The sequence below is a fragment of the Sphingomonas sp. PL20 genome, assembly GCF_017875905.1.
Classification (GTDB): domain Bacteria; phylum Pseudomonadota; class Alphaproteobacteria; order Sphingomonadales; family Sphingomonadaceae; genus Sphingomonas; species Sphingomonas echinoides.
In genome coordinates, this window is the sequence record NZ_JAGINH010000002.1 from 4187107 (window position 1) to 4210621 (window position 23515).

Genomic DNA, 23515 nt, shown 5'->3' on the forward strand with positions numbered 1-23515 from the left:
AGAAGCGGGGATGAATGAGGGAGCGCCACCCATGACAGGCCACTTCCTGTCGATCTACCGACAAGGCTTTGTGAGGGTCGCCGCTTGCTGCCCCCTCTGCAGGATCGCGGAACCGGCGTTCAACCTCGAGGAAACACTGAGGCTCGCCCGCAGAGGGAGTGATGAAGGGGTCGCGCTGATGGTCTTCCCGGAGCTCGGGCTGTCGGGCTATTCGATCGACGACCTCCTCCATCAGCGGGCCCTGCTCGACGAGGTCGAACGACGACTTCTGGAGCTGGTCGCCGAAAGTAGCGATCTCCACCCGGTCCTCCTCGTCGGGGCACCGCTGCGCCGTGAGGGGCGGCTCTACAACTGCGCCATCGCCATTCATCGGGGTCGAATTCTCGGCGTCGTGCCGAAGGGGCACCTGCCCAACTATCGGGAGTTCTACGAGAAGCGTTGGTTCGCCTCCGGGCGGGACGTGCGCGGCGAGATCTGCCTCGGAGGCGAGCCCGTTCCGTTCGGGATGGACCTCCTGTTCCAGGCGGAGGATGTCGACGGCCTGATCTTCCACACCGAGATATGCGAGGATGCCTGGGCGCCCGCCCCGCCCAGCGACTTCGGCGCGCTCGCCGGCGCGCTGATCCTGACGAACCTCTCTGCCAGCAACATCGTGGTGGGCAAGGCAGACACACGGCGACGCCTCTGCGAGGTCCAGTCCGGCCGCTGCTGGGCCGCCTACGTCTACTCGGCGGCTGGACACGGGGAGTCGACAACCGATCTAGCCTGGGATGGCCAGGCCTGCATTTACGAACTCGGGGCCCAACTCGCGGAGACGGAGCGCTTCAGCGCAGAGTCCCAGATGGCCGTCGCGGACATTGACATCGAGCGGCTGCAATTGGAGCGCATGCGGACCGGTACGTTCAACGAGGCGGCAATCGCCAACGGCATGCCGGACCGGCGCTTCCGTCGCGTGTCCTTCGTTCTCCAGCCGCCCGCTGGCGACTTGGGCCTGCGGCGACGCATCGATCGCTTCCCCTTCGTACCTAACGATCCAGCCCGGCTCGATCAGGACTGCTACGAGGCGTTCAACATCCAGGTGACCGGGCTCGCGAAGCGCCTTGAGACGACCGGAATAAGCAAGATCTGCATCGGCGTGTCCGGAGGGTTGGATTCGACCCACGCCCTGATTGTCGCGGCGAAGGCATTTGATCTGCTCGGGCGTGCGCGTACCGACATCCTCGGCTTCACGATGCCCGGCTTCGCCACCAGCAGCAGGACCAGGTCCAACGCGCATTCGCTGATGAGCGGGCTCGGGGTGACGGCCGAGGAAATCGATATCACGCCGCTGGCCAACCAGATGCTTCGCGATCTGCGGCACCCGTTCGCGAGCGGGGAGCCGGTCTACGACACGACCTTCGAGAACGTGCAGGCGGGGATCCGGACCGATCTCCTGTTCAGGGCCGCCAACCAGCGCCAGGGCCTGGTGCTCGGCACCGGCAACATGTCGGAGCTCGCACTCGGCTGGTGCACCTACGGCGTCGGCGACCAGATGAGCCACTACAACGTCAACGGCTCGCTTCCGAAGACCCTCATTCAGCACCTCATCCGGTGGACGGCGTCGAACCGGCTGTTCGACGCCCAAGTGACCGACATCCTGCTCGACGTGCTCGGGACGACTATATCGCCGGAGCTCATCCCGCAGGCATCCGAAGGCCAGTCGCAGAGTACAGAGGAAAAGATCGGCCCCTACGAACTCCACGACTTCTGGATCTACTATCTGACCCGATTTGGGCTGCGCCCCTCCAAGATCGCCTTCCTAGCAATGCACGCTTGGCAGGACGCCTCCGCGGGCAACTGGCCGCCGGGCTTTCCGGAGGACCAGAAGCGCTCCTATGATATACCTGCCATCCGCCACTGGCTCGACGTTTTCCTGCGCCGCTTCTTCGCCAACCAGTTCAAGCGATCCGCCCAGCCGAATGGGCCGAAGGTCACGACTGGCGGCTCGCTGTCGCCGCGCGGCGATTGGCGCGCGCCCTCGGACGCCAACGGCCAGCTCTGGATCGATGAGCTTTGCAACAACGTGCCCGAGGACCTCAACGCGGCGGACGTGTCTCCTCTGACGCAGGAACCACCTGCGGTAGCCGCGGAGGGCAGACCCATTGTCCGATGAAATCCGATACCATACGGCCCGGTGGCTGCGCACCGGCCGTCCGCACCTCGGGGCGCCCGGCGACATCGTCGTCCCGAGCACGGCGAAGAGGCAGCCCGACGTGGGTGCGACGGAGGCGCCGTTGCGGGGCGGCCCCCATCCAGGGCGCGGAGGGGCGGCGACGATCCATCGGCAGGCAAGCTGGAGCGAACGACAATGGCTGAGCATCCGAAGCCTTTGACCATGGCCGCAGAACGGTCGGGAATACGAAGGGAGGGCCGGGTGGGTCTTCCTGATGTGCGCAACGGTCCTGGGTGTCGCCACTTTGTGGCTTCCCGAACAGATTGAGCTGCCACGGGAAACTGCCCCGCGGCTCGCGTTTGCCGCCCGCGAAAGCCTCCTCGTAATGCTGTGGGTCGCCATCGGTGTCGGGATGGTGTCGACCATCCGGCGCTACTCGGCACATGACAATCCCGGCTCCGCCTTCGCTCCTCCAAGCGAGCGGCTGAGGGTGCCGCTCGCATTTCTTCAAAACACGCTTGAGCAGGCGACGATGACGAGCATCGCCTTTCTCGGGCTCTCCACCGTCGATGGCGACGCTCCGCTCGGCTTCATCACCGGCGCCGTAGTCCTGTTCGCGGCAGGACGGATCGAGGTGCGTGGCATGCCACTAAATGCCCAGTGTCGAAACCGGTCCAGCCTGAGCAAATATTCCGGGCGCATTGGCGGAAGCGCTTGACCTTTGGCTGAAAGATACAGTCCTCCGGCGACGCACCACAAACCTCATCAGGTTCGCCAGGTTTGACGCCAACGATACCGCGTCTGTCCCCAACGCGAACAGAGCTCCGACGATCAAATTATGGGCAAGCCAAAATGGAGCCCCCAGGAGGAAGAGCCCCTTCATACGCGTAGTCGATGTCTGCAAGCGCGCCAGACTACCCAGCGAGCTCCCCGTCAATGCCAGCGCAGACGGTATGCCGTGCCATGTCACTACCGAAAGGAAAGACAATATAATGAGGCTGGCTCCGTAGAGTCGCACGACGACATAGCGATCACGCACCGATGCCGAAACGTAAGCATCCGGTAAGGACCGCGTTTACGCGGCCTTGAGCAGTTCTGCTGGTCGTCGCCAGTTCCAAGGTAGCAGTTCGCAAAGCTGGCTCTGCTGGATATCGGCGATGCGAGCGAGGACGTCGGCGAGCCAGGCTTGCGGATCGATGTCGTTGAGCTTGGCGGTGCCGATCAGCGTATACATGAACGCGGCGCGCTCGCCGCCGCGGTCGGAGCCTGCGAACAGCCACGACTTCCTACCGAGGGCCACGCCACGCAGCGCGCGTTCTGCGGCGTTGTTGGTCAGGCAGATACGGCCGTCGTCGAGGAACCGGGCGAACGCAGCCCAGTCCTTGAGCATGTAGTCGATCGCACCCGCGACCGGGTTGTGGCGTGCGAGCGCGGCACGCTGGGATCGCAGCCACTGCTCCAGGTCTGTGACGAGCGGGATCGCGATCTCCTGGCGCATGGCAAGCCGCTCCGCGATGGTGTTGCCGTTGACCGCGCGTTCGGCGTCGAAGATCACGTCGATCCGCCTGACCGCTTCGGCCGCGATCGGCGAGATGACCGATGCACCCTTACGCCGCTTCAGCTGCGCGGCGACGTCGCCCAGCTCGAAGAACTTGCGCCTGGCATGTGCCCAGCAGAGTGCACGGGTGACTGGTGACGGCGACCGATCGGAGCGGAACAGGGTGTTGTAGCCGGCATAGGCGTCGCCTTGCAGGATACCGCCATAGCCGGTGAGATGTGCGACCGGATGTTCGGCGCGACGGGTCCGCGAATAGCGGAACAGGGCAGCTGGCGGCGCAGGCCCTGCGAACGGTCGGTCATCGCGCACGTAGGTCCATAGGCGTCCGACATGGGCCGTGGTCTTCGCCAGCACCGGCACGGTCGTGTCGTCGCCGTGGAGCCGCTCGGCGGCTAGAACGTGCGCCTCGATCAGCCGGTGGAGCGGCGCGAGTGCGGCCGCGCACGCCCCGACCTGGTCGGCGAGCGTCGACAGACTGATCTCCACGCCCTCCCGAGCATAGCGGTCGCGCTGACGGTTGAGCGGCTGATGCGTCCCGAACTTCTCGAACATGACCATCGCCAGAAAGCTTGGTCCGAACAGCCCGCGCGGCGTCGCATGGAACGGAGCAGGTGGCTGGGTGATACCCTCGCACACGCGGCAGGCGAACCGCTCACGAACGGTCTGCACGACCTTCCACTGCCGCGGGATCACCTCCAGCGTCTCGGTCACGTCCTCGCCCAGCTTCGACAGCCGGTCCGACCCGCAGCAGGCGCAACTGGTGGGCGCGGCAACGACGACGCGCTCGCGCGGCAGATGCGCCGGCAACGGCTTGCGCGAAGGTCGCGTCCGGGTGAACGCCTCGACAGGGGTGCCGGCCGCGGCACGCTGGCCCAGAGCCTCATCCTCGCCGGCGCTCGCCTCCAGCTCCTCCAGACCAAGCTCGAGCTGGCCGATCAACAACTGGCCGCGCTCGGAACGCTGCCCGTAAAGTGCCCGACGCATCTTCTCGTTCTGCAACTCGAGCAGAGCCACCCGGGCCACCAGATCGGCGTTGATCGCCTTCGCGCGGGCAGCTTCGGCCTCGGCATCCAGAAGTGCCGCGCGAAGCGCCGTGACATCGCTGATGGGTGCCGCTGCCATGGCTTGAGGATAGCGAAAAAGCCCCGGAAAACCTAGCTTTTTAGCATCATCCAGCGGCCTGCGGACGCCATGTCATGCGCGGATTACGCCAGTCGATCGCTTCGAGCAGACACGCCATCTGCGACGCGGTGATCGCTACGACGCCATCAGTCGCCGCAGGCCATATGAACCGTCCACGGTCGAGCCGCTTGGCATAGAGCGACATACCCACACCGTCATGCCACAGCACCTTGATCAGATCGCCGCGTCGTCCACGGAAGATGTAGAGATCGCCGGCATGCGGGTCGCGCTTGAGCCCTTGCTGCACCAGCAACGCCAAACCGAACATCCCACGGCGCATGTCTGTGCACCCGGTCGCGAGCCAGATCCGGACGTCGCTTCGGACCGGGATCATCGCCTGAGCGACCGCACCACAGCCGCCACCAATGCGGGCGGCGCATCGCTTGCGATCCGCAGCACCGCCCCGCCGACCTCCAGCACTATCGCGCATCCTGCCGCGGGCTCAGGCTCGGCGCCGACCGTCACCGCCGCGAAGCCCGGCGACACCGGCTCGGCAAGATCGCGTCGCCACCGATAAAGCTGGCTCGGCCGCAGGTCGGCACGCCGCGCGATCTCCGCCACGCTCGCTCCCGGCTCGCAGGCCGCCGCCACCAGCGCCCGCTTCTGATCGTCCGTCCAAACCCGGCGCCGCTCCGCGCCCGAAATAATCGTGATCTGACTCATCGCACCATCGCTAACACCGGTGCAAACACCGTCGCTTGCACCAGTGCTACGTCAGCCGATCACCCGTTCCCGGCAAGGCGGTCCACACCGGAGGGGTACGCCGAAACGACGAGCTGCGCGCAGGAAATGAGGCACGCGATCGCCGCCGTAGGAGATCCCAACATCAGAAAATACATCGCGAAGGCGGCAGCGCCTGCACTCTGAATTTGGACGACCTTTTTATAGTCGCTGAAAAACGGCCAGCTGATGACGCACAAAAGAGCCATGCAACCGAACGCGGTGGCAATCACGACGGCCCCCGCGCGGTTGTTCCTGTGTTGATCTGCGTGCCGCGCTCAGCTCTGTCTTTTCCCATAGCTGAAGCGTGAAGGAACGAGGTTAATTACGCTTTAATGGCCCTCATGAAATCGACCATTCAAGGCTTCTTTTGGATTGCTGTCACCTCACCCGCACTGCCAACAAGCGTGACATCAAAATCGACCTTGTCGCCGACCTTGGCGGCATCGGTGATCCCAGGCGCTGCCTTGAACGCCATCGTCATCGCCGGCCATTTGGCTTCCGGGATCGGGCCATGGTCGAGCGTGATCGTGCCTGCCGCCTTATCGATCTCCTTCACCGTCCCCTGTCCCTTGGCCTTGATCGCGGATGTCGCGGAGGGCGCCATTGCCATATTCGCCATATCGCCGCTCATCGCCGCATCGGGCGATGCCTGATTGGTCTCGGTCGCGATAGGTGCTTCCGCTTTTTTGCCGCACGCGGCGGTCAGGGCGGCGAGGCCGAGGGCGATAGTCAGTCGTGCATAGTTCATGGTCTTCTCCTTGCATGTTAGGCGGGTTGATGGGTGGGCTTGGTCTTGGTCTTGGGCTTGCGCAGCAGCAGATAGGCGGCGGGCAGAACGAACATGGAGAGCAGCGGCGCGGTCAGCATGCCACCGATCATCGGCGCTGCGATCCGGCTCATGACCTCCGAGCCCGCGCCCGAGCCGAGGAGGATCGGCAGCAGGCCGGCAAGGATCACCGCGACCGTCATTGCCTTGGGGCGGACGCGGAGAAGAGCCCCCTCTCGAACCGCCGTCTCGACCTGGCTCGCATCGGGATCGTGGCCGCGCTCTTCGAGCGCGTTCTTGAGGTAGATCAGCATCACCACGCCGAACTCGGCGGAGACACCGGCGAGGGCAATGAACCCGACCCCGGTCGCAACCGACTGGTTGAAGCCAAGGAGGTACAGCGTCCAGATACCGCCGGTGAGCGCGAACGGCAGCGTGCCCATGATCAGGGCAGCTTCGTCGAAGCGCCCGAAGATCATGTAGAGCAGCACGAAGATGATCAGCAGCGTCGCTGGCACCACCAGCTTGAGCTTGTCGATCGCCCGCTGGAGATATTCGAACTGGCCTGAGTAAGCGATGCTGACGCCCGGCGAGAGTCTGACCTGCTTCGCCACCGCCCTTTGCAGATCGCCGACCACCGAGGCGAGGTCGCGCCCGCGCACATCGACATAGACCCAGGTCGATGGCCGGGCATTCTCGGTCTTGAGCATCGGCGGCCCTTCGGCGATCGATATGTTCGCAACTGTACCGAGCGTGATCTGCTGCCCCGAAGGGGTCAGGACCGGCAGTGTCCGCAGACCCTCCAGGCTGTCGCGCAGTTCGCGCGGATAGCGCACGGTGATCGGATAGCGGGCCAGCCCCTCGACAGTCTCGCCGATCGTCTCGCCGCCGATCGCGCCCGAGACGATCGCCTGCACATCGGTGATGTTGAGCCCGAACCGCGCGGCGGCAGCGCGGTCGATATCGACATCGACATAGCGCCCGCCGGTCAGCCGTTCGGCGAGGGCAGAGGAAACGCCCGGCACGGTCTTGGCGACCGTCTCGACATCATGCGCGATGCGATCGAGCTGGGCGAGATCGGCGCCCGACACCTTGACCCCGATCGGGCTCTTGATGCCGGTCGCCAGCATGTCGATGCGGTTCCTGATCGGCGGCACCCAGACATTGGCGAGGCCGGGCAGCTTCACCGTGCGGTCGAGTTCGTCGACCAGTTTGTCCGGCGTCATTCCGGGACGCCATTGGTCGCGGGGCTTGAACTGGATCGTCGTCTCGAACATCTCCAGCGGCGCCGGATCAGTCGCGGTCTCGGCGCGGCCGGCCTTGCCGAACACGCTCTCGACCTCGGGCACCGTCTTGATCAGCCGGTCGGTCTGCTGGAGCAGTTGCGAGGCCTTGGCCGCAGAGAGGCCGGGCAAGGCCGAGGGCATGTAGAGCAGGTCGCCCTCGTCGAGATTGGGCATAAACTCACCGCCGAGCCGGGTGAGTGGCCAGGCCGTTGTCGCGAAGACCAGCGCAGCGATCACCAGCACCGCCTTCGGCTTTCGCATCGTCCAGTCGATCGCGGGGCGGTAGAGGTTGGTCAGCCAGCGGTTGACCGGATTGGCCTGCTCGGCTGGGATGCGGCCCCGGATCAACCACCCCATCAGGATCGGAACGAGGGTCACCGACAGGATCACGGCGGACGCCATCGCATAGGTCTTGGTGAAGGCGAGCGGCGCGAACAGCCGGCCCTCCTGCGCCTCCAGCGTGAACACCGGAATGAACGACAGCGTGATGATCAGCAGGCTGAAGAACAGGGCCGGGCCGACTTCGGCCGCGGCTTCGGTGACGACGATCCAGCGCATCTCGCCCTCGAGATGCTCGTCCGGATGATCCTGCTCCCAGCGCTCGATCTTCTTGTGGGCATTCTCGATCATCACCACGGCCGCATCTACCATCGCGCCGATGGCGATGGCGATGCCGCCCAGCGACATGATGTTGGCGTTCACGCCCTGAAACCGCATGACGACGAACGCGGCGAGCACGCCCAAGGGCAGGGTCAGGATCGCCACCAGCGCCGAGCGGACGTGCCAGAGGAACAGGCCGCAGACGATCGCGACGACGATGAACTCCTCAATTAGCTTGTGGGTGAGGTTATCGACCGCGCGATCGATCAGTTGCGAGCGGTCATAGACCGTCACGACGTCAACGCCGGGCGGCAGGCTTGCCTTCAGGGCGGCGAGCTTGTCTTTGACCGCTGCGATCGTTTCGCGGGCATTCTTGCCCGAGCGCAGGATCACGACGCCGCCGGCGACGTCGCCTTCGCCGTTCAACTCAGCGCTGCCGCGCCGCATCTCCGGACCGATCTGGATCGTGGCGACGTCGCCTAGCCGGACCGGAACGCCACCGCTTGCTGTCTTCAACGGGATCGCCCGGAAATCGTCGAGCGTCTTCAGATAGCCCGAGGCGCGGACCATATATTCGGCTTCGGCCATCTCCAGCACCGAGCCGCCCGACTCCTGGTTGGCTTGTCTGATCGCCTGGACTGCTTGTTGATGGGTGACGCCGTAGGCAGCGAGCTTCACTGGATCGAGCAGCACCTGATATTGCTTCACCATGCCGCCGATGCTGGCGACCTCGGCGACGCCGGTCACGGTTTTCAGCTCGTAGCGCAGGAACCAGTCCTGAAGCCCGCGGAGCTGCGACAGGTCATGCCGGCCGCTCCGGTCGACCAGCGCATATTCATAGACCCAGCCGACGCCGGTCGCATCGGGACCGAGCGCGCTACGCGCGCTCGCCGGCAATCGTCCCTGCACCTGGTTGAGATATTCGAGCACACGGCTGCGCGCCCAGTAGAGGTCGGTGCCGTCCTCGAAGATCACATAGACGAAGCTGTCGCCGAAGAAGGAGTAGCCGCGCACCGTCTTCGCCCCTGGCACCGACAACATGGTGGTGGTGAGCGGATAGGTGACCTGGTTCTCGACGATCTGCGGTGCCTGGCCCGGGTAGCTGGTGCGGATGATGACCTGCGTGTCGGAGAGATCGGGCAGCGCGTCGATCGCGGTCGATCGCACGGCCCAGACGCCCACGCCGATGAGGGCCAGTACGCCGATCAAGACGAAGAAGCGGTTCCTGACCGACCAGCGGATGAGATGAGCGATCATTGGCCCGCCACCTTGGTCATACGTCGTATCGTTGGCCCCGCGGGAGGCCGGTCGAAGCCGAAGCGAACGCGGTCCCCTGTCTTCAGGCCACGCGGAATCTTCGGATCGGGAAGCTGGAACGTCATCGTCATCGCCGGCCAGCCAATCGCCGGCACGGGCTCGTGGCTCAGCGTCACCGAATTGGCGGTGATCTGTTCGATCTTGCCGACGGTCTCGTAAAGCGTTCCCGTAGCCGCGGGCTTCGCGGCGGCGGTTGGCGTGGCAGCTCCGATTGGCCGCGCTTCGACACCGGACAAACTTGCCTCGGAATCAATCAGGAACTGGCCCGAGGCGACAACCTTCTCACCTTCGGAGAGCCCGGCGAGGATTTCGGTGTCATCGCCGGATTCCCTTCCGATTTGCACCTCTGCGGGTCGGTAGCGGCCCTTGTCGAGGGCCAGCATCACCAAGGTCCGCTTGCCGGTGCGGATCAGCGCTTCGGAGGGCACAAGTAACGCCGGTTGCGTGGCTCCACCGAACGAGACGGTAGCAAACATGCCGGGACGCAGACGTCCTCCGCGATTGGGCAGCTCGATCCGGACAGTAAGGGTGCGGCTGTCGGCCTGAGTCTCGGGCAGGATCGCCGAGACACGGCCCGACAAGGTCTCGCCAGGAAAAGCGGCAAGCGTGGCCTGCACGGTTTGTCCGGGTTTGAGCGGACCGGCGATCGCCTCGGGTACAGCGGCATTGAGCCAGACCGTGCCGAGGCCATTGACCTCCGCGAGCGTCTGGCCTGCCATCATGGTCATGCCCGCCCGCACGTTCAATGTCTTGATGACCCCGCGGGTGGGCGTAGAGATTGTGATGACATTGTGCGGCCGTCCCGCTCGCTCGACCGAGGCGATCGTGCCCGACGACATGCCGAGCAGCATGAGCCGCTGGCGCGCGGCCTGGGTCAGCGCCGCGTTGCCGGTGCGGCGGACCGCAAGGAATTCAGCCTGCGCGCCGCCCCATTCCGGCACCAGTAGGTCGGCAAGAGGTGCCCCTGCCCCGATGATGTCGCCAGGTGCGCGCGCATAGACGCGCTGGACGAAACCTCCAGTGCGTGCCTGGACGACTGCGATATCACGCTGATTGAAATCGATCGTCCCCGTCGCGGTCACGCTACTCGCCAAAGCGCCACGTCGGACCAGGACGGTGCGCAGCCCGAGCGCCTGAGACGCGGAAGGATCTATTGAAATCCCCGGCGCTGCCGAGCCTGCCCCCGCCTCATCTGCATAGCGGGGGATCGTCTGCATCCCCATCGACGAAAGGCCGGGACCGTCATGATGTTCGGCCGGGATCATCGGGTCGTACCAATAGAGAATCTTGCGCGCGGCGGGCTTCGCGCTCTCCGGATCGTGCGAACCTTCCCATTGTTGGGCCACGGTAAAACCGATCCCGCCAGCAGCGAGCGCAAGAAGAGCAGCGGCACCAAGAAGGCGGCTGCGGGTAATTGTAACTTGGCTCATCGCGGTGCGCTCCCGTAAGTAAAGTTCAATCCGGCTCCGTCCGCTGCGACCTTGGCTTCGCGATCAACGGTCGTCAGGGTGGCATCGGCGAGCGCGGCAAAAGCGTCCGCGACGTCAATCAGACTGGCGCGGCCCGCACCATAACTCGCTGTTTCCAACTTCACGCGCTGCTCGGCGAGCGGTTGCAGCGTGCCCTGCGCGCGCATCCACTGCTCATGATGCATGACATGGTCGGCGATATCAGCGTCAAGGTCGGCGGCAAGCGTGCGCCGCGCGGCCTCGCGTTCGGCCAAGACCCGCCCGGCACTGGCCTGGGCCGCCGCGATCCCGGCATTCTGGCGATTGCGGGTGAAGAACGGCAGGCTGACCGTCACGCCGGCCGAGATAAAGTCGCCGAAACGGGGGTCGCGGCGTTGATAGGCCAGGTTGACACCGAAATCAGAGCGCCGACCGGCGTCGGCCACACGCACATCGGCATCCGCCTGGTCGGCCTGGGCATCGATCATCTCGATGGTGGGATGGTGATCAAGGCCGGCACGCAGCTTGGCGGCATCGACCGGGAATTCAGGGATTGGTCCAGCGATCTCAGGCGCGGGATCGCCTGTCCAGCGGGTCAGCGTCGCGCGGGCGCGCGCCACGTTGGAGACCAGTTCGCTGCGGCGATCCTGCATCGCCGCGACCGCCTGCTGACCGGCAAGCGTCTGCGCCGGCCGTGCGTTGCCCGAGGCGACAGCCCCCGGCGTCGTTCCCACCACGCGCTCGAGCCGGGAGAGAACATCGTCGAGAGCGGCAAGCCGGCGTTCGGCGTAGGCGAGATTGATCCAGGCAAGCGCGGTGCCCACCTCGACGGTGCGCGCCTCGACCGCGGTATCGGCCTCGGCCACCTTGATGTCGCTATCGGCGCGCGCCTGCTGGGCATGGCGCTTGGCGAGGTTGGGAATGTCCTGGGACACGCCGACCCGCGCCATGGTGAAATCGTCGCGATTGGGCTCGAACGCGAGCGGTCCCGAGATCGGGAAGCTTTCGACGCTCACGCCGAGCGTCGGATCAGGCAGAGCTCCGGCCGCGCCGCGCGCGTAACGCGCGGCATCGGCGCCGAGCGCCTTGGCCTTGATCGACGGGGCTTCCTGTCGGGCGCGCTGGAGCGCAGCTTCGAAGGTGAGCGGACCGGCGAATGCAATGCCGGGGATCGCCGCAAGAAGCGGCGCGCAAAGAAACAATCGCATGGAAAACTCCTGATCGGAGGGTCAGGCCGGCATCGCGCAATATGACAGGCATGTCAGTGGCGGCGGGATGGGGGGCATCCCGCCGCCACTGCTGGCCTAGCCGTCTATGCGACCTGTAGCGGCCAGAACCTGTGCTTAGCCGGCCGAAGGGGTCGACGAAGGCTGTGCCATGCTGTGCATCTGCTTCATGCAATCAGCAGCGTCTGTGCTGCTCATCTTCATCATGTCGCAGTCGCAAGTCGCCACTTGCGTGGCATCAGGCACCCAGACGCGCCGCTGGGCCGGTCCCGTGGCACGCGGGCCATATTGCGGGACCGACTTCCACTCATAGTGGCCGGACTGTTGGCTGTGGTTGGGCTGGCCGGCGAATGCGGCGCCAGGTGCGGCAAGGGCTACGCCGAGCAGGGCATAGAAAACACGGTTTTTCATGACTGTAATCCTTTGGCAAAACATCGTGGTAGCCGCAGATCAGACGGGATGTTTGGGTGCGCAAAGGCGCAACGATCCTGTCAGCCTGACGGCCGGTTTCGATCAGCCAAGGAGAGTCGGTGGTTCCGGTTCGGGCGTAAGGTCACTGCCGCGTAGGACCGTGGTGGTCGGCCAGAAGGCCAAGATTGGATTCGCCTCGCGAGCCGCAAGCGCTGGCGAGTCATTGCGAACGGCCATGGGAACTACGCACCCCATCGCGGCTATGCAGGCAAGGGTCATGCCCTTGCAGGGCTTCTGCGCAGGCTGTTGTTGCTGCGCCATCATCTTCATGCAGTCCTCGGACATGCTTGAAGCGGCCATACTCGACATCGCCACCGGCGCGGACACTGCAGGCGGGCCGGACGCAAAGGCGGCTTCCTGGCCGAGCAGACCGATCAGGGCTCCAAGCAGGAGAAAGAGATGAAGCGCACATTTCACAGACGTAACCGGATACACCACTCATGATCCAGGGACAACGCGATACTCATCCGCCGTGGCGTGCAAAGATGGTTTCGCGTTCCGCGCCAAAGGCAATGACATTGAAGGGTTGGGCGGACTGTCCGGGAACTTCCATGCCGGGTGATCCGACAGGCATACCAATTACGGCGAGACCGCTCACACCACGCGGACGCAACGCAAGAACGCGCTTCATGTCCGCGATGGGGACGTGTCCCTCGAAAACCATGCCATCGACGATCGCTGTGTGACACGATGATAGCCGAGCCGGTACGCCGTGTACCCGCTGAAAGGCGGGTCGCCCCCGATCGTCGATCATGTTCACGCGTCGCCCGAATTGTTGACGGACCTGGGCCGCCCATTGCTCGCAGCAACCACAGCCGGGATCCCGGTGAACGACGATCGGCTCAGCAGCAATGCTGACGACGGAGAGTGACGCGCCGAGCGCAGCAAGTACGATCTTGAGTTTCATATCAACCTTCAATGGTCCCTGCGGGACGGGGGAAATCTCCTACTGCGCGCGCTTGCCGTGGGCTTTTAGCCAGCCCTCGAGTTCGCCGACCTCACGCGTCTGCTCGGCGACGGCTTTGTTGGCCATCATCCGAACCTTTGAATCTTTGGTCTCTCGCAGAACGATGCGCGACATTGCGATCGCGCCGCGATGATGCTCGACCATCTTGCGCACCCAGGTTTCGGTGGCATCCGCGCCCATCGCGGACGTCATCTTCTGGTGCATTTCCATCTCAGCCGACGGGTAGGGGTTAGCAGGGTTCGGCTTCATCATTTGACCCATGTCCATCATGGAATGGTCCATGCCCTGCATTTGCGCGATACCGGGCGTGGCCAACAATCCGACGATCATGACGGCGATTATTTTCTTCATAATATTCTCCTCATCGTCCCCGCACTGTTAATACGCGCGAGCGTGCTTTCCCCCCCCCCCCCGCGAAACGCAGACATTTCCAGGAATTAGGGATCAGGCTGCTATTTACGGGCCAAAATTGCCTTCATCTCGTCGATCTCGCGCCGTTGAGATACCTCGATGCCGCTGCAGAGACGAACGACTTCCGGATCTTTGAGAGACGCCTCACGACACATAAGGATCGCCCCCGAATGGTGGGGGATCATTGACCGCAAGAACGCGGTATCGCCGATCGTCGTTTGCGTCCGGATGAGCGCGAACGATCCAGCAAATATCGCGACAGAGCCGATCAAAAGGGCGGCGTTCGCGGTTTTCGATGGAAACATATGCCCCATTGCGAGGATCATCAACACCACCATGGGTGCGACCATCATAAGCGTCATGTAGACCATGTTGAGGTTATTGTAGAAGCTTCCCAGACTATCGATCATGACGAACATCACCAAATACATGATAATGCCGCCGACGAGGGTCTGCAGCGCGAGGCTGGTATAAGCGTTCTTCATCATCGGTCGTCTCCTTCGGCCCCCGCCCAAGAATCCCCCATGGTCGTTCAACTCTTGCGGCGCCGCTTTCGCGGCCAGCGGAAATACAAAAGAGCAGAACCCGCGATCGCGAGCGCAAGCCCCCCACCGGCAAATCCAATCAGCCAGGGCGTGTTGAAATCTTCGTGGTTCTTCCAATCCATGATGTGGAGGCCCCAGAAGAAGTCATAGAGACGCCAAGTGCCGTTCCTGACGGCAACGATCCGACCACTATTTTGCGCAATATAGACGCGGGTCGAATCCTGATCTGGAAAGTCGATTCGCCATGCCGGAAGCACGCCCTTATATTCGGTGCTCGCGGACGTAACGGCACGGACGCTCGGCGGCGCCGACTTCCCACGATATGATCGCACCGCCACCGCGCGAGCCATCGCGGCGTTGACGCGCGGGATGGCCGACGCTGTTTCTGCGTCGTGGAGCCGTACCGAGCCGTCAGCCATCTCGACCTCTGTAACCTCTCGCCCGGCGAGCATACGGTACCGCACCTCACGGACAGGAGCGCCCGCTTGGCGTAGAACGATATCGAGCGGCGCCCGGGCATGGCCCTGGGCGAGCGTCGCCAGCGATGCGCGATCTACGACATGTTCACCGCGGACCCGATCGATGGGCAGCACGCTCATGATCAAGCCGCTCGCAAACCACAGTAACAACTGAACGCCGATGATCAGGGCCAGCCAGCGGTGCACCCGGCTAACCCCGACATGGAGGCGAAGCCGATTGCTCCTCAGAACCAGGTCCGCACGCCAATGACAAAGCTTGTCGCCTTGACACCTTCGCCATCAGCTCGCGCATAATCCGCGGTCTTGCCCAGCTTGCGATCGTAGGAGACGCCAATATAGGGCGCAAATTCGCGTCTGACTTCGTAGCGCAGACGCAGCCCAAACTCGGCGTTCGATATACCAGCGCCGATGCGGGTTTCCGGGACGTCCTGGGCTGATAGATTCAATTCGACCCGGGGCTGAAGGATCAAACGTTGCGTAATGCGCTGATCGTAATAGCCCTCGATCCGCCCCAGGACCTCGCCCTTGTTCGACAGGAACAAGGCTGCCTCCGTTTCGAACCAGTAAGGCGCGACTCCTTCGATCCCGACTGTAGCGTAGGTGCGCGAGGGATTGGGTTTGAAATCATATCGGACACCAGCCTGCAGGTTCCAGTATGGATCGAGCGCGCGGCTGTAGAGCGCCTGAATCTCCGCAGTTTCCATAAAGGTGCCGTTACGACCGCCTAGGACGCCCTCGCCTTCTGACTTGATTGTCAACCGATCGAGATCCTTGCCGAACCACGCTTCGCCATCCCAGCGATAACCGTCCCGACCATTTCGGACCTGATATTCCGCCAGATTGAACAGGATCATCGAGGAGGTGCTGGCGCCATGCTCGTTGTGCAGCATGGACCGTGAATCGACCATCGCACCGTTCTGATAGATCCGATCGGCATAATGATCGCTTGGTGCTGCCGGTGCCGGTGCATTGCCCGGTGCAAGGCTCGTGCCCCCTGCCCCATGACCGGCCATCTGCCCGTCCATCGACATGCCGGGCATGGACGACATGTCATGCTCCATTGGCTGACCGCCTCCACCAGCAGGCATATTCATACCGGGCATATCGTGGTTCATGGCGCCACCCGCCGTGTCCGGCATTGTCATGCCAGGCATGCTCGACATGTCATGTCCTGCATGGGGATCGGGCTTCGGAGACGCCTTGCTTCCTACCGTTCCCGACATATCCATTCCGGGCATGGCGCCCATTCCCGACATGTCATGGGCGGCCGCTTTAGGTTTCGCGACGGGCGCCCCGCGCTTTGCTGAAGTTGGTTTAGCAGCCGGTTTGGCGGCCGTTTTGCGCTTAACGGGAGTCGCGGGTTTGGTTGCCGGCTTTTTCTTCGGAGGTGCTTTGGCCGCAGGCATGTTCATGCCCGGCATATTCTGCATCGATTGCGCGTTAGCCGGAGCCGCGAGGGCAAGCGGCGCTACGCTGATGAGGAGAAGCAATGCCTTCATGCTGCGTCTCCCCGAGGCCGGACAGAGACGACGCGCATCATCCCGGCATGCATGTGATAAAGCATATGGCAGTGGAAGGCCCAGTCGCCGATCGCGTTGGCGGTGACGTCAAAACTCACTTTGCCGCCCGGCGCGACGTTGACCGTATGCTTGCGCGGCGAATATTCGCCATGCCCGGTAACCAACTCGAAAAAATGTCCGTGAAGATGGATCGGATGCGACATCATCGTGTCGTTCACCAGCGTCACACGCACCCGTTCGTTTTCCAGGAATGGAATCGGCTCGCGCTTGTCGCTCATCTTCACGCCGTCGAACGACCACATATAGCGTTCCATATTGCCGGTCAGGTGGATTTCCATCGCCCGATCAGGCGCTCGCACGTCGGGGTTGCGATCCACCGCCATGAGGTCGCGATAGACCAGGACGCGGTGTCCGACATCTTCCAGGCCCTGCCCGGGCTCTCCGGTGCGATCCATCGGCATAGGTGAAATCGTCTGGACGCCAGGCCCCATCTTGACCTGCGGGGCTTTGCTGCCGTCGCGCATATTCATGCCGCCCATCCCGCCCATCGCCATGCCTGCCATAGCGTCGCCGGCCGGGGCGCCCATTCCAGGCATGCTCGCCATCGAGCCGCCGGGTGTCTTGTCCGTTGTCGGCATGGATGCGCCGGAGCCCATGTCCATGCCCGCCATGCCACCAGCAGCGGCGCCGCCTGTCGGCATGTCATGACCCATTGCTGCATGGTCCATGCCGGCCATCGTAGAACCGCCGGAAGCGTCCATGCCTTGCATGCCGCCCATGTCCATCTCGCCCATGCCCATATCCTTCATATCGGCAAGGGGACGTTTGCGAAGCGCGGGCACCTGGGCTGCCATGCCTTCGCGCGGGGCCAGAGTTGCGCGCGCCATGCCAGACCGATCAACAGATTCGCCGATCAGAGTGTAGGCACGGTCATCAGTCGGGGTGACGATGATGTCGTAGGTTTCCGCCACCGCAATTTGGAACTCGTCGACCTCCACCGGCCGCACGTCTAGACCATCGGCCTGAACGACCGTGAGCTTGAGTCCTGGAATCCGGACATTGAACGTCGTCATCGCCGAGGCGTTGACAAAACGTAGTCGAACTCGCTCGCCGGGCCGGAAAAGCGCTGTCCAATTGTCCTGGGGACCATGGCCGTTGACGAGATAGGTGTAGGTTGAACCTGTGACATCAGAGACGTCCGTGGGGTCCATCCGCATTTTGCCCCAGTCGAGACGATCCTTGAGCGGTTGATCTTCTTTTGCCATCAGGCCAGCCAGCGTCTGGCGCTGATAGTTGAAATAGCCCCCGCCCACCTGCTTGAGCTTTCTGAAAATCGCGTGCGGATGCATCTGGCTATGGTCGGACAGCACGATCACATGCTCGCGATCCGACTTGATCGGATCTTCGCCTGCCGGATCGATCACGATCGGCCCGTAATGGCCCATCTGCTCCTGCAAACCCGAATGGCTATGATACCAATAGGTGCCCGCCTGGACGATCGGAAACTCATAGACGAAGGTCGATTTTGGTTTGATGCCGGGGAAGCTGATTCCCGGTACGCCATCGAACTGGAACGGTACCAGTAACCCGTGCCAGTGGATCGAACTGTCTTCTTCAAGATCGTTGATCACCGACAGGCGCACCGTTTGCCCTTGGCGCAACCGGATCAAAGGCGCCGGCACGGTTCCGTTGATGCCGATCGCATGGCTTGCGCGGCCATCGATCATCATCATCTGATGAGCGATCTTGAGAGTGATATCGTTGCCGGTAACGGTCGGGAGCGGCTTCACAATACCCGCCGAGACGGGTTGAGCCCATGCCGGCATCCAGGCCGACAATGCCAGGCCACCGCCGGTCAGCGCGGCACCGCGGAACAGATCGCGGCGGTTCAATACCGGGGGCATATAATCTCCTTGTTCATTGTTCAGCACCCTCTTGTCCACAGCGAGGCTCGAGCGCGGTATCTCTCTCATCCTTACGCACGAGCGCGGCGCACCCCTCAAATGTCGGCCAAGATTTCAGCAAGTCGGACGCGAGCGCGGTACAGCCGCGTCTCGACAGCCTTCCCGCTGATCGAAAGTGCCAACGCAGCTTCCGATTGGTTCAACCCTTCGACGGTGCGGAGCAGCAGAACCTCTCGCAACGAAGATGGCAAGGCAGCGATCGCAGTCGAGAGTTTTTCGAGTTCCATCTTCGAAGCTGCGCTGGCATGAGCCGAAGGTGCGTCGTCTGGGACCTGTTCAATTTCGTCGTCGGACGTGGCGGCACTGAAGATGAAGAGCTGACGCACTCTTTGGCGACGGCGCCAATCACGGCATTTGTTGATCGCGATCCGCGACAGCCAAGCGCGCAGCGGTCGGGCACCATCATATTTCCGCAAATGGCTGAACGCCGAAACGAAGCAATCCTGGGTAAGGTCAAGCGCCTCTTCCGCATTGCCTACGAGTCCGCGGACCAGCCGGAATATCGCGGATTGATGCCGGTGCATGATCTCTGCGAATGCCGCTTGCCGGCCACCGAGCGTCAGCGCGGCAAGTTCACCATCGGAGCACGACTGGAGCTCCAGACTCACCGCGCATCGTCGGTAAGCGCATGTACTACCGCCTGGTCGAAGGTCTTGGCCTGATCCGGACGTAAGATCTGGCGCATGGCGAAGATATGGCCGAGCGTCTCCTTTTGGAGCTGACCCATTGCCTGATGCGACTGATCGACGGCCGCAGCGACACCCGGACCGTTGCCATGTTCAGTTTCGATGGCATCGGCAAGCCGTGCATTGTCGGCTCTCAGTTCGAGTTCCAGCGCCCGTCGGCGCACGGCAAACCGCTGCTCAAGCAACTCGATCTGAGCCTTCTGACGATCGTCCAGGTCGAGCTTGCTGTGCAATACGTCATGCAGTTCGACGCCGCCAGCCACAGGATGTGGCAGGAAATGACGGCCCAGAAACACGCCCGCGACGGCTGCGACAAAGGCGACAATCGCGACCAGAACGAGCAGCCGCGGCTTCATCGCGGACCTGCGAGCAACGTGGAGGGAGCAAGCGGATTGGATGGCCCAAAAGGCGAGAGCGTAACGGAGGCCTCGACTGGCGTCGTAACCCCGTTGCTGGCAACACCCAGCAGCACTGCGCCAAAGGCGGCGACCGCGCCAAGCCTCAACTGGGAGCCCGCCGAAACCTGCGTCCTGGCGGCAATGCGCCTGAACACTGCCTCTTCAAGACCGGCCAGACCGGGATGCCCCGGTTCGTTGCGTAAGCGGCTCAAGAGCCCATCCAAGTCTACATTCATCTCAAATTCCTATTTCTTCAATCCATCCGACGCGCTGGCGCAAGACCCGTCTTTTCCACCTCCGCTATCAGCCCGTTCGTCAAAAGCGCCCCTCGGTTTTCGGGGGGCTGAACGACGACCTTCAAGGCACGGTGCCACATAGTTACGGCATCGTCTTTGTCATGCCAGGCATATCCTTCATCATCGCATCGTGATCTTCAGGCGCACTGGAAATCACCGCCTGATATTGCGCAGGACTCATCTTCGGCATCTGCCGCACGAAAGCCACCATGTCCCAGATCAGCTCGTCGCTATGGGTTTTGCCCCAGGCCGGCATCGCTGTGAGCTTGACCCCATGCTTGATGATCCAGAACTGCTCCTTTGCCGATCTCTGCGGCTCACGGAAAAGCTCGGGAGCCCTGGGATAGAGGCCCTGGCTGATCTCGGACTTCTCAAGGCCCGGCGCGAGATGGCAGCCGCTGCACATCTCGGTATAGAGCCCCGCTCCGCTCTGCAGACGTTTCACATCCATCAGGTTTGCCGGGACGCTGATGTCGCGAGACCTTACCGCGATCGAGCGATCACGGAATTGCTCCACGAGCCAATAGACTGGTTTGCTGTGGGGGGCATCAGCGCCAATATCGTAAGCGCCGACATACACGACGATGCCGGCGAGCGCGCCACCGGCCAGCGCCGCCGCCGCGACGAAGCCCACGCTCGGAAAATGTCTCCGGAGCCATGCTTTCCTTGAATCTTCCATCGCGTCCTCCCCAGCAGAAAGTCTTTGGACGATCGATGATTTCACACCCCATCCAATTGATCATACGCGCGGCGCGCCTTCACCCCTCAACCCTACGCCGATCCCGCGCGCCGGCCGGTTTCCATACAACCGCCGAAGAAATTTCGCGGGTTTGATGAGGGGTTGCACTCTGCGGTGCGTAAATCGCTGTGTCGGCAGTATCGCCGCCTATGGAGAAATCGATGTTTCGTAAAACAGCTTTTGCCGTCGCCATGGCGGCTTCTGTCTTTGCCGCTACCGCCGTCCAGGCTCACCCCAAACTGAGCAGTGCCACGCCAGCCGCCGACACCGTCGTCGCCGCCCCGACGAAGATCCAGCTCGTCTTTTCCGAAGCGCTTGTCGCGCAGTTCTCCGGAATCGACCTGACGATGACCGAAATGCCCGGCATGAAGATGGGGCCGATGAAAATGAACGGCGTCAAGGCAACGCTGGCTCCCGACGGCAAGACACTCGTTGCCACGCTCGCCAAGCCGCTGACAGCTGGAACGTACAAGCTCGATTATCATGTCGTCTCGACCGACACCCATCGCATCCAGGGCGGATACACGTTCAAGGTCAAGTAAGACCATGCCGGACATGGTGGCAATCGCCGTCAGGCTTGGACTCTATCTTGACCTGATGCTTCTTTTTGGGCTGCCGATGTTCGGGCTCTACACATTGCGCGGGACCGAACGGGAATCCGGCTCGGTCCTGCGCTTCCGCTCCGTACTCGCGTCCATCGCCTTGGCCGGCATAGGTCTGTCGATCCTCGGCATGATGGTTTTGGCGGCCTCGATGGGCGGCGTGTCGGTCGATCAGGTAGACCGCGCCACAATCAACATGGTGATCTCGGGCACCTCGATCGGAACGATATGGCAGGTACGAGTGGCCGCACTCTTGCTCGTCCTTTATTTTTCGATTGTCGGATGGCGTCGTCCCGCTTTTGCTCTCGGTTCACTTTCGTTCACGGCAGCGATCGCTCTTGCAACATTGGCCTGGACCGGTCACGGCGCTGCCGATGAAGGCTTGCTGGGATGGGTTCATCTTGGCGCCGATATCACCCATTTGTTGGCAGCAGGGATATGGGTCGGGGCGTTGGCTGCTCTATGCCTACTCATATTTCGCCCCGCCGACCGAATGGCTGTGGACCATATTCACCTTTCGCACCGAGCCTTGGACGGCTTCGCCAGGATCGGCTCAATCGTGGTCGGCCTCCTCATCCTCTCTGGTGTGGTCAACAGCTGGATACTGGTGGGGCCGTCCAGATTGGGATCGCTTTTCACAAGTCTCTATGGTGCGCTGCTGACAGCGAAATTGCTGCTGTTTGGCGCAATGCTCATCCTTGCAGCAGCCAATCGCTTCTTCCTCACGCCTGCGTTGGCGATGGCTGTCGAAAGCGGTGACGCACCAGCCGCGATACGGTCGCTTCGCCGAAGTCTGATTGTCGAGAGCGGGTGTGCGCTTGCAATCCTTACGCTCGTTGCCTGGCTCGGACTATTGGCGCCTCCCGCCTCCGGCGTATAGACATTCGCCCATCACGGCAGCGCGCGCGATATGGCCTTGATCGCTTTCAGGCCCGAACCAAAACGGGAGATCGCTTCCTTGTGGCGTTCCAGCTCACCATAGGGAAGATAGGCGATCTCAAGATCTGCGATACGGCTGAAGGCGGGCCGTGCGAGTTGCGCCCGCACCTCGCTCTCGCGGGCATCGGGTGCGACAAGGAACAGCCCGGCGGTGGCGTGCAACTCGCTGCCGCTCAGGGCCAGGTCGAGCATCCGGACGATGCCCGAATAAATCGAAGTCGAATGCTCGACTTCGAAGGCCGCGGCGACACGATCGCTCGCCCGCTCCAGCCACAGTACATCAATAAGACGGATGGCATCGGCACCGGTCGAAGTGGAAATCGACTCCGGCAGGCACTCAAGGCATCCCTCACCAAGACGCACCCCATCATGGAGACGCCCGCGGTCGTTGGCTGCGATCCAGACATCATAGCCTAGCGCATGACCGATGTCGCGAAGCCAGGCCTGAATCTCCGAATGGGTCCGATCGCTTTCGCCCTGCTTCTGAAGGGCCTTGTTGAGACTTTGCGCCTCGGTCCTGGCCTGTTCGAGCCGCGCCGCCCAGGAACCGGCTGCCTGATCGCCCTCGTCGCGTGGTGGCGCAGGATAACGCCCCGAGCCGATATCAAACAACAGCCCCCCAATGGCGCCGAGATCGTTCGACAGCAAATCGCGGAACTGCTCGTTCAGATCAAGGACGCCCGAGCGCATCGCGAGAAAATGCTGCCAGCTGCCCAGCTTCACCTTCCCGCCCGTCAGCTTGTTATAGCCATTGACGATCGCCGTGTTGAACGGCGGGACCAGCGTGGGATGCAGGAAGTAGAGGAGATTGGCGACCGCTGGTCCCAGGCCTTTGATGTTCAGGCGATCAATGGTGTGGATTCCCGCGATAATCTCTTCAGCGGTATCACAGCACGCGCAATGATCCAGCAACCGGCCAAAAGCGCGCTGGTTCGCTGGGTTTTCATAGATGTCAGGGATGCGCAATTTTGGCTTCCAAAGAAACGCATGATCCGCACCTTTGAATATCTGCCGTTGCTCGGCGACCGAATGAACGACCGTTTCCAGCGAAGATCCGCGATAAGCGACGCCGAACCTCCCGGCTTCGATTTCAGCGACCACCTGGGCGAGGCCCCGTCGGATCGAGCGGAAATTCTTGATGCGCTCGTCCCAAAGAAACCAGCTCTGATAGGTCGCGTTCGGGTCTTCCTTCCATCGCTGGATCAGTTGCCGCGCCAGCAATTCAAAGTCTGCCAAACCC

The 23515-nt window shown here is 62.7% G+C and carries 25 protein-coding genes; 4 read left to right on the forward strand and 21 right to left on the reverse strand.

All coding sequences use genetic code 11. From position 1 onward, the window contains the following. Window positions 1-31 precede the first annotated feature (31 nt). Window positions 32-2152 (forward strand): NAD(+) synthase, encoded by a 2121-nt coding sequence (locus tag H4W01_RS19770; RefSeq protein ID WP_081988567.1) that lies wholly within the window; start codon window positions 32-34, stop codon window positions 2150-2152. Window positions 2153-2426: 274 nt separating this feature from the next. After that, on the forward strand, window positions 2427-2870 hold the full coding sequence (locus H4W01_RS19775) for an MAPEG family protein (protein ID WP_010405543.1): 444 nt from the start codon (window positions 2427-2429) through the stop codon (window positions 2868-2870). On the opposite strand, the gene H4W01_RS19780 is transcribed toward H4W01_RS19775, so the two are convergent. The 20 genes from H4W01_RS19780 to H4W01_RS19875 form a co-directional block, all read right to left on the reverse strand. Continuing rightward, a complete protein-coding gene (locus tag H4W01_RS19780; RefSeq protein ID WP_209612917.1) occupies window positions 2802-3191 on the reverse strand; it encodes a YgjV family protein in 390 nt (129 codons plus the stop codon). The genes H4W01_RS19775 and H4W01_RS19780 overlap by 69 nt on opposite strands. A gap of 36 nt (window positions 3192-3227) precedes the next feature. Then, window positions 3228-4832 (reverse strand): IS66 family transposase, encoded by a 1605-nt coding sequence (tnpC, locus tag H4W01_RS19785; RefSeq protein WP_209611180.1) that lies wholly within the window; start codon window positions 4830-4832, stop codon window positions 3228-3230. Between the two features lie 46 nt (window positions 4833-4878). Beyond that, window positions 4879-5226 carry an IS66 family insertion sequence element accessory protein TnpB gene (gene tnpB / locus H4W01_RS19790; RefSeq protein ID WP_010189271.1) on the reverse strand — a complete coding sequence of 116 codons (348 nt, stop codon included), beginning with the start codon at window positions 5224-5226 and terminating at the stop codon, window positions 4879-4881. Then, entirely contained in the window at window positions 5223-5555 is a 333-nt protein-coding gene (gene tnpA, locus H4W01_RS19795) for an IS66-like element accessory protein TnpA (RefSeq protein WP_209611178.1), read from the reverse strand. The genes tnpB and tnpA overlap by 4 nt, the downstream gene beginning before the upstream one ends. Before the next feature lie 59 nt (window positions 5556-5614). After that, window positions 5615-5845 carry a YgjV family protein gene (locus H4W01_RS19800; RefSeq protein ID WP_334685373.1) on the reverse strand — a complete coding sequence of 77 codons (231 nt, stop codon included), beginning with the start codon at window positions 5843-5845 and terminating at the stop codon, window positions 5615-5617. A gap of 125 nt (window positions 5846-5970) precedes the next feature. Then, window positions 5971-6363: a copper-binding protein gene (locus tag H4W01_RS19805; protein ID WP_010405537.1), complete on the reverse strand. Its 393-nt coding sequence runs from the start codon at window positions 6361-6363 to the stop codon at window positions 5971-5973. 17 nt (window positions 6364-6380) lie between these two features. Further along, entirely contained in the window at window positions 6381-9524 is a 3144-nt protein-coding gene (locus tag H4W01_RS19810) for an efflux RND transporter permease subunit (RefSeq protein WP_033963083.1), read from the reverse strand. Further along, on the reverse strand, window positions 9521-11014 hold the full coding sequence (locus H4W01_RS19815; protein WP_010405530.1) for an efflux RND transporter periplasmic adaptor subunit: 1494 nt from the start codon (window positions 11012-11014) through the stop codon (window positions 9521-9523). The genes H4W01_RS19810 and H4W01_RS19815 overlap by 4 nt, the downstream gene beginning before the upstream one ends. Then, window positions 11011-12240, reverse strand: a complete 1230-nt coding sequence (locus H4W01_RS19820) for a TolC family protein (protein ID WP_066112623.1) — start codon at window positions 12238-12240, stop codon at window positions 11011-11013. The genes H4W01_RS19815 and H4W01_RS19820 overlap by 4 nt, the downstream gene beginning before the upstream one ends. Window positions 12241-12375: 135 nt before the next feature. Further along, window positions 12376-12669 (reverse strand): hypothetical protein, encoded by a 294-nt coding sequence (locus H4W01_RS19825; protein WP_033965547.1) that lies wholly within the window; start codon window positions 12667-12669, stop codon window positions 12376-12378. A gap of 523 nt (window positions 12670-13192) precedes the next feature. Beyond that, window positions 13193-13636, reverse strand: coding sequence for a DUF411 domain-containing protein (locus tag H4W01_RS19830; protein ID WP_010405522.1), 444 nt, complete (start codon window positions 13634-13636; stop codon window positions 13193-13195). 39 nt (window positions 13637-13675) lie between these two features. After that, window positions 13676-14047, reverse strand: coding sequence for a DUF305 domain-containing protein (locus H4W01_RS19835; protein WP_126849284.1), 372 nt, complete (start codon window positions 14045-14047; stop codon window positions 13676-13678). Window positions 14048-14148: 101 nt separating this feature from the next. Continuing rightward, window positions 14149-14595, reverse strand: a complete 447-nt coding sequence (locus H4W01_RS19840) for a DUF305 domain-containing protein (RefSeq protein WP_081988752.1) — start codon at window positions 14593-14595, stop codon at window positions 14149-14151. 44 nt (window positions 14596-14639) lie between these two features. Beyond that, window positions 14640-15317 (reverse strand): PepSY domain-containing protein, encoded by a 678-nt coding sequence (locus H4W01_RS19845; RefSeq protein ID WP_010405516.1) that lies wholly within the window; start codon window positions 15315-15317, stop codon window positions 14640-14642. A gap of 38 nt (window positions 15318-15355) precedes the next feature. Beyond that, a complete protein-coding gene (locus tag H4W01_RS19850) occupies window positions 15356-16630 on the reverse strand; it encodes a copper resistance protein B (protein WP_040601624.1) in 1275 nt (424 codons plus the stop codon). After that, window positions 16627-18555 (reverse strand): copper resistance system multicopper oxidase, encoded by a 1929-nt coding sequence (locus tag H4W01_RS19855; protein WP_029622637.1) that lies wholly within the window; start codon window positions 18553-18555, stop codon window positions 16627-16629. The genes H4W01_RS19850 and H4W01_RS19855 overlap by 4 nt, the downstream gene beginning before the upstream one ends. Window positions 18556-18650: 95 nt before the next feature. Further along, on the reverse strand, window positions 18651-19223 hold the full coding sequence (locus H4W01_RS19860) for an RNA polymerase sigma factor (protein ID WP_010405508.1): 573 nt from the start codon (window positions 19221-19223) through the stop codon (window positions 18651-18653). Continuing rightward, window positions 19220-19657, reverse strand: coding sequence for a periplasmic heavy metal sensor (locus H4W01_RS19865; protein ID WP_010405505.1), 438 nt, complete (start codon window positions 19655-19657; stop codon window positions 19220-19222). The genes H4W01_RS19860 and H4W01_RS19865 overlap by 4 nt, the downstream gene beginning before the upstream one ends. Next, window positions 19654-19935 (reverse strand): hypothetical protein, encoded by a 282-nt coding sequence (locus H4W01_RS19870; protein WP_033965533.1) that lies wholly within the window; start codon window positions 19933-19935, stop codon window positions 19654-19656. The genes H4W01_RS19865 and H4W01_RS19870 overlap by 4 nt, the downstream gene beginning before the upstream one ends. 142 nt (window positions 19936-20077) lie before the next feature. Continuing rightward, a complete protein-coding gene (locus H4W01_RS19875; RefSeq protein WP_245535556.1) occupies window positions 20078-20719 on the reverse strand; it encodes a c-type cytochrome in 642 nt (213 codons plus the stop codon). 176 nt (window positions 20720-20895) lie between these two features. Here H4W01_RS19875 and copC point away from each other — a divergent pair, with 176 nt between their 5' ends. Beyond that, window positions 20896-21276, forward strand: coding sequence for a copper homeostasis periplasmic binding protein CopC (copC, locus tag H4W01_RS19880; RefSeq protein WP_066110674.1), 381 nt, complete (start codon window positions 20896-20898; stop codon window positions 21274-21276). 4 nt (window positions 21277-21280) lie between these two features. Continuing rightward, a complete protein-coding gene (copD, locus tag H4W01_RS19885; RefSeq protein ID WP_010405497.1) occupies window positions 21281-22216 on the forward strand; it encodes a copper homeostasis membrane protein CopD in 936 nt (311 codons plus the stop codon). Between the two features lie 11 nt (window positions 22217-22227). Here copD and H4W01_RS19890 read toward each other — a convergent pair whose 3' ends face one another. Continuing rightward, entirely contained in the window at window positions 22228-23511 is a 1284-nt protein-coding gene (locus tag H4W01_RS19890; protein ID WP_010405495.1) for a hypothetical protein, read from the reverse strand. Window positions 23512-23515 lie beyond the last annotated feature (4 nt).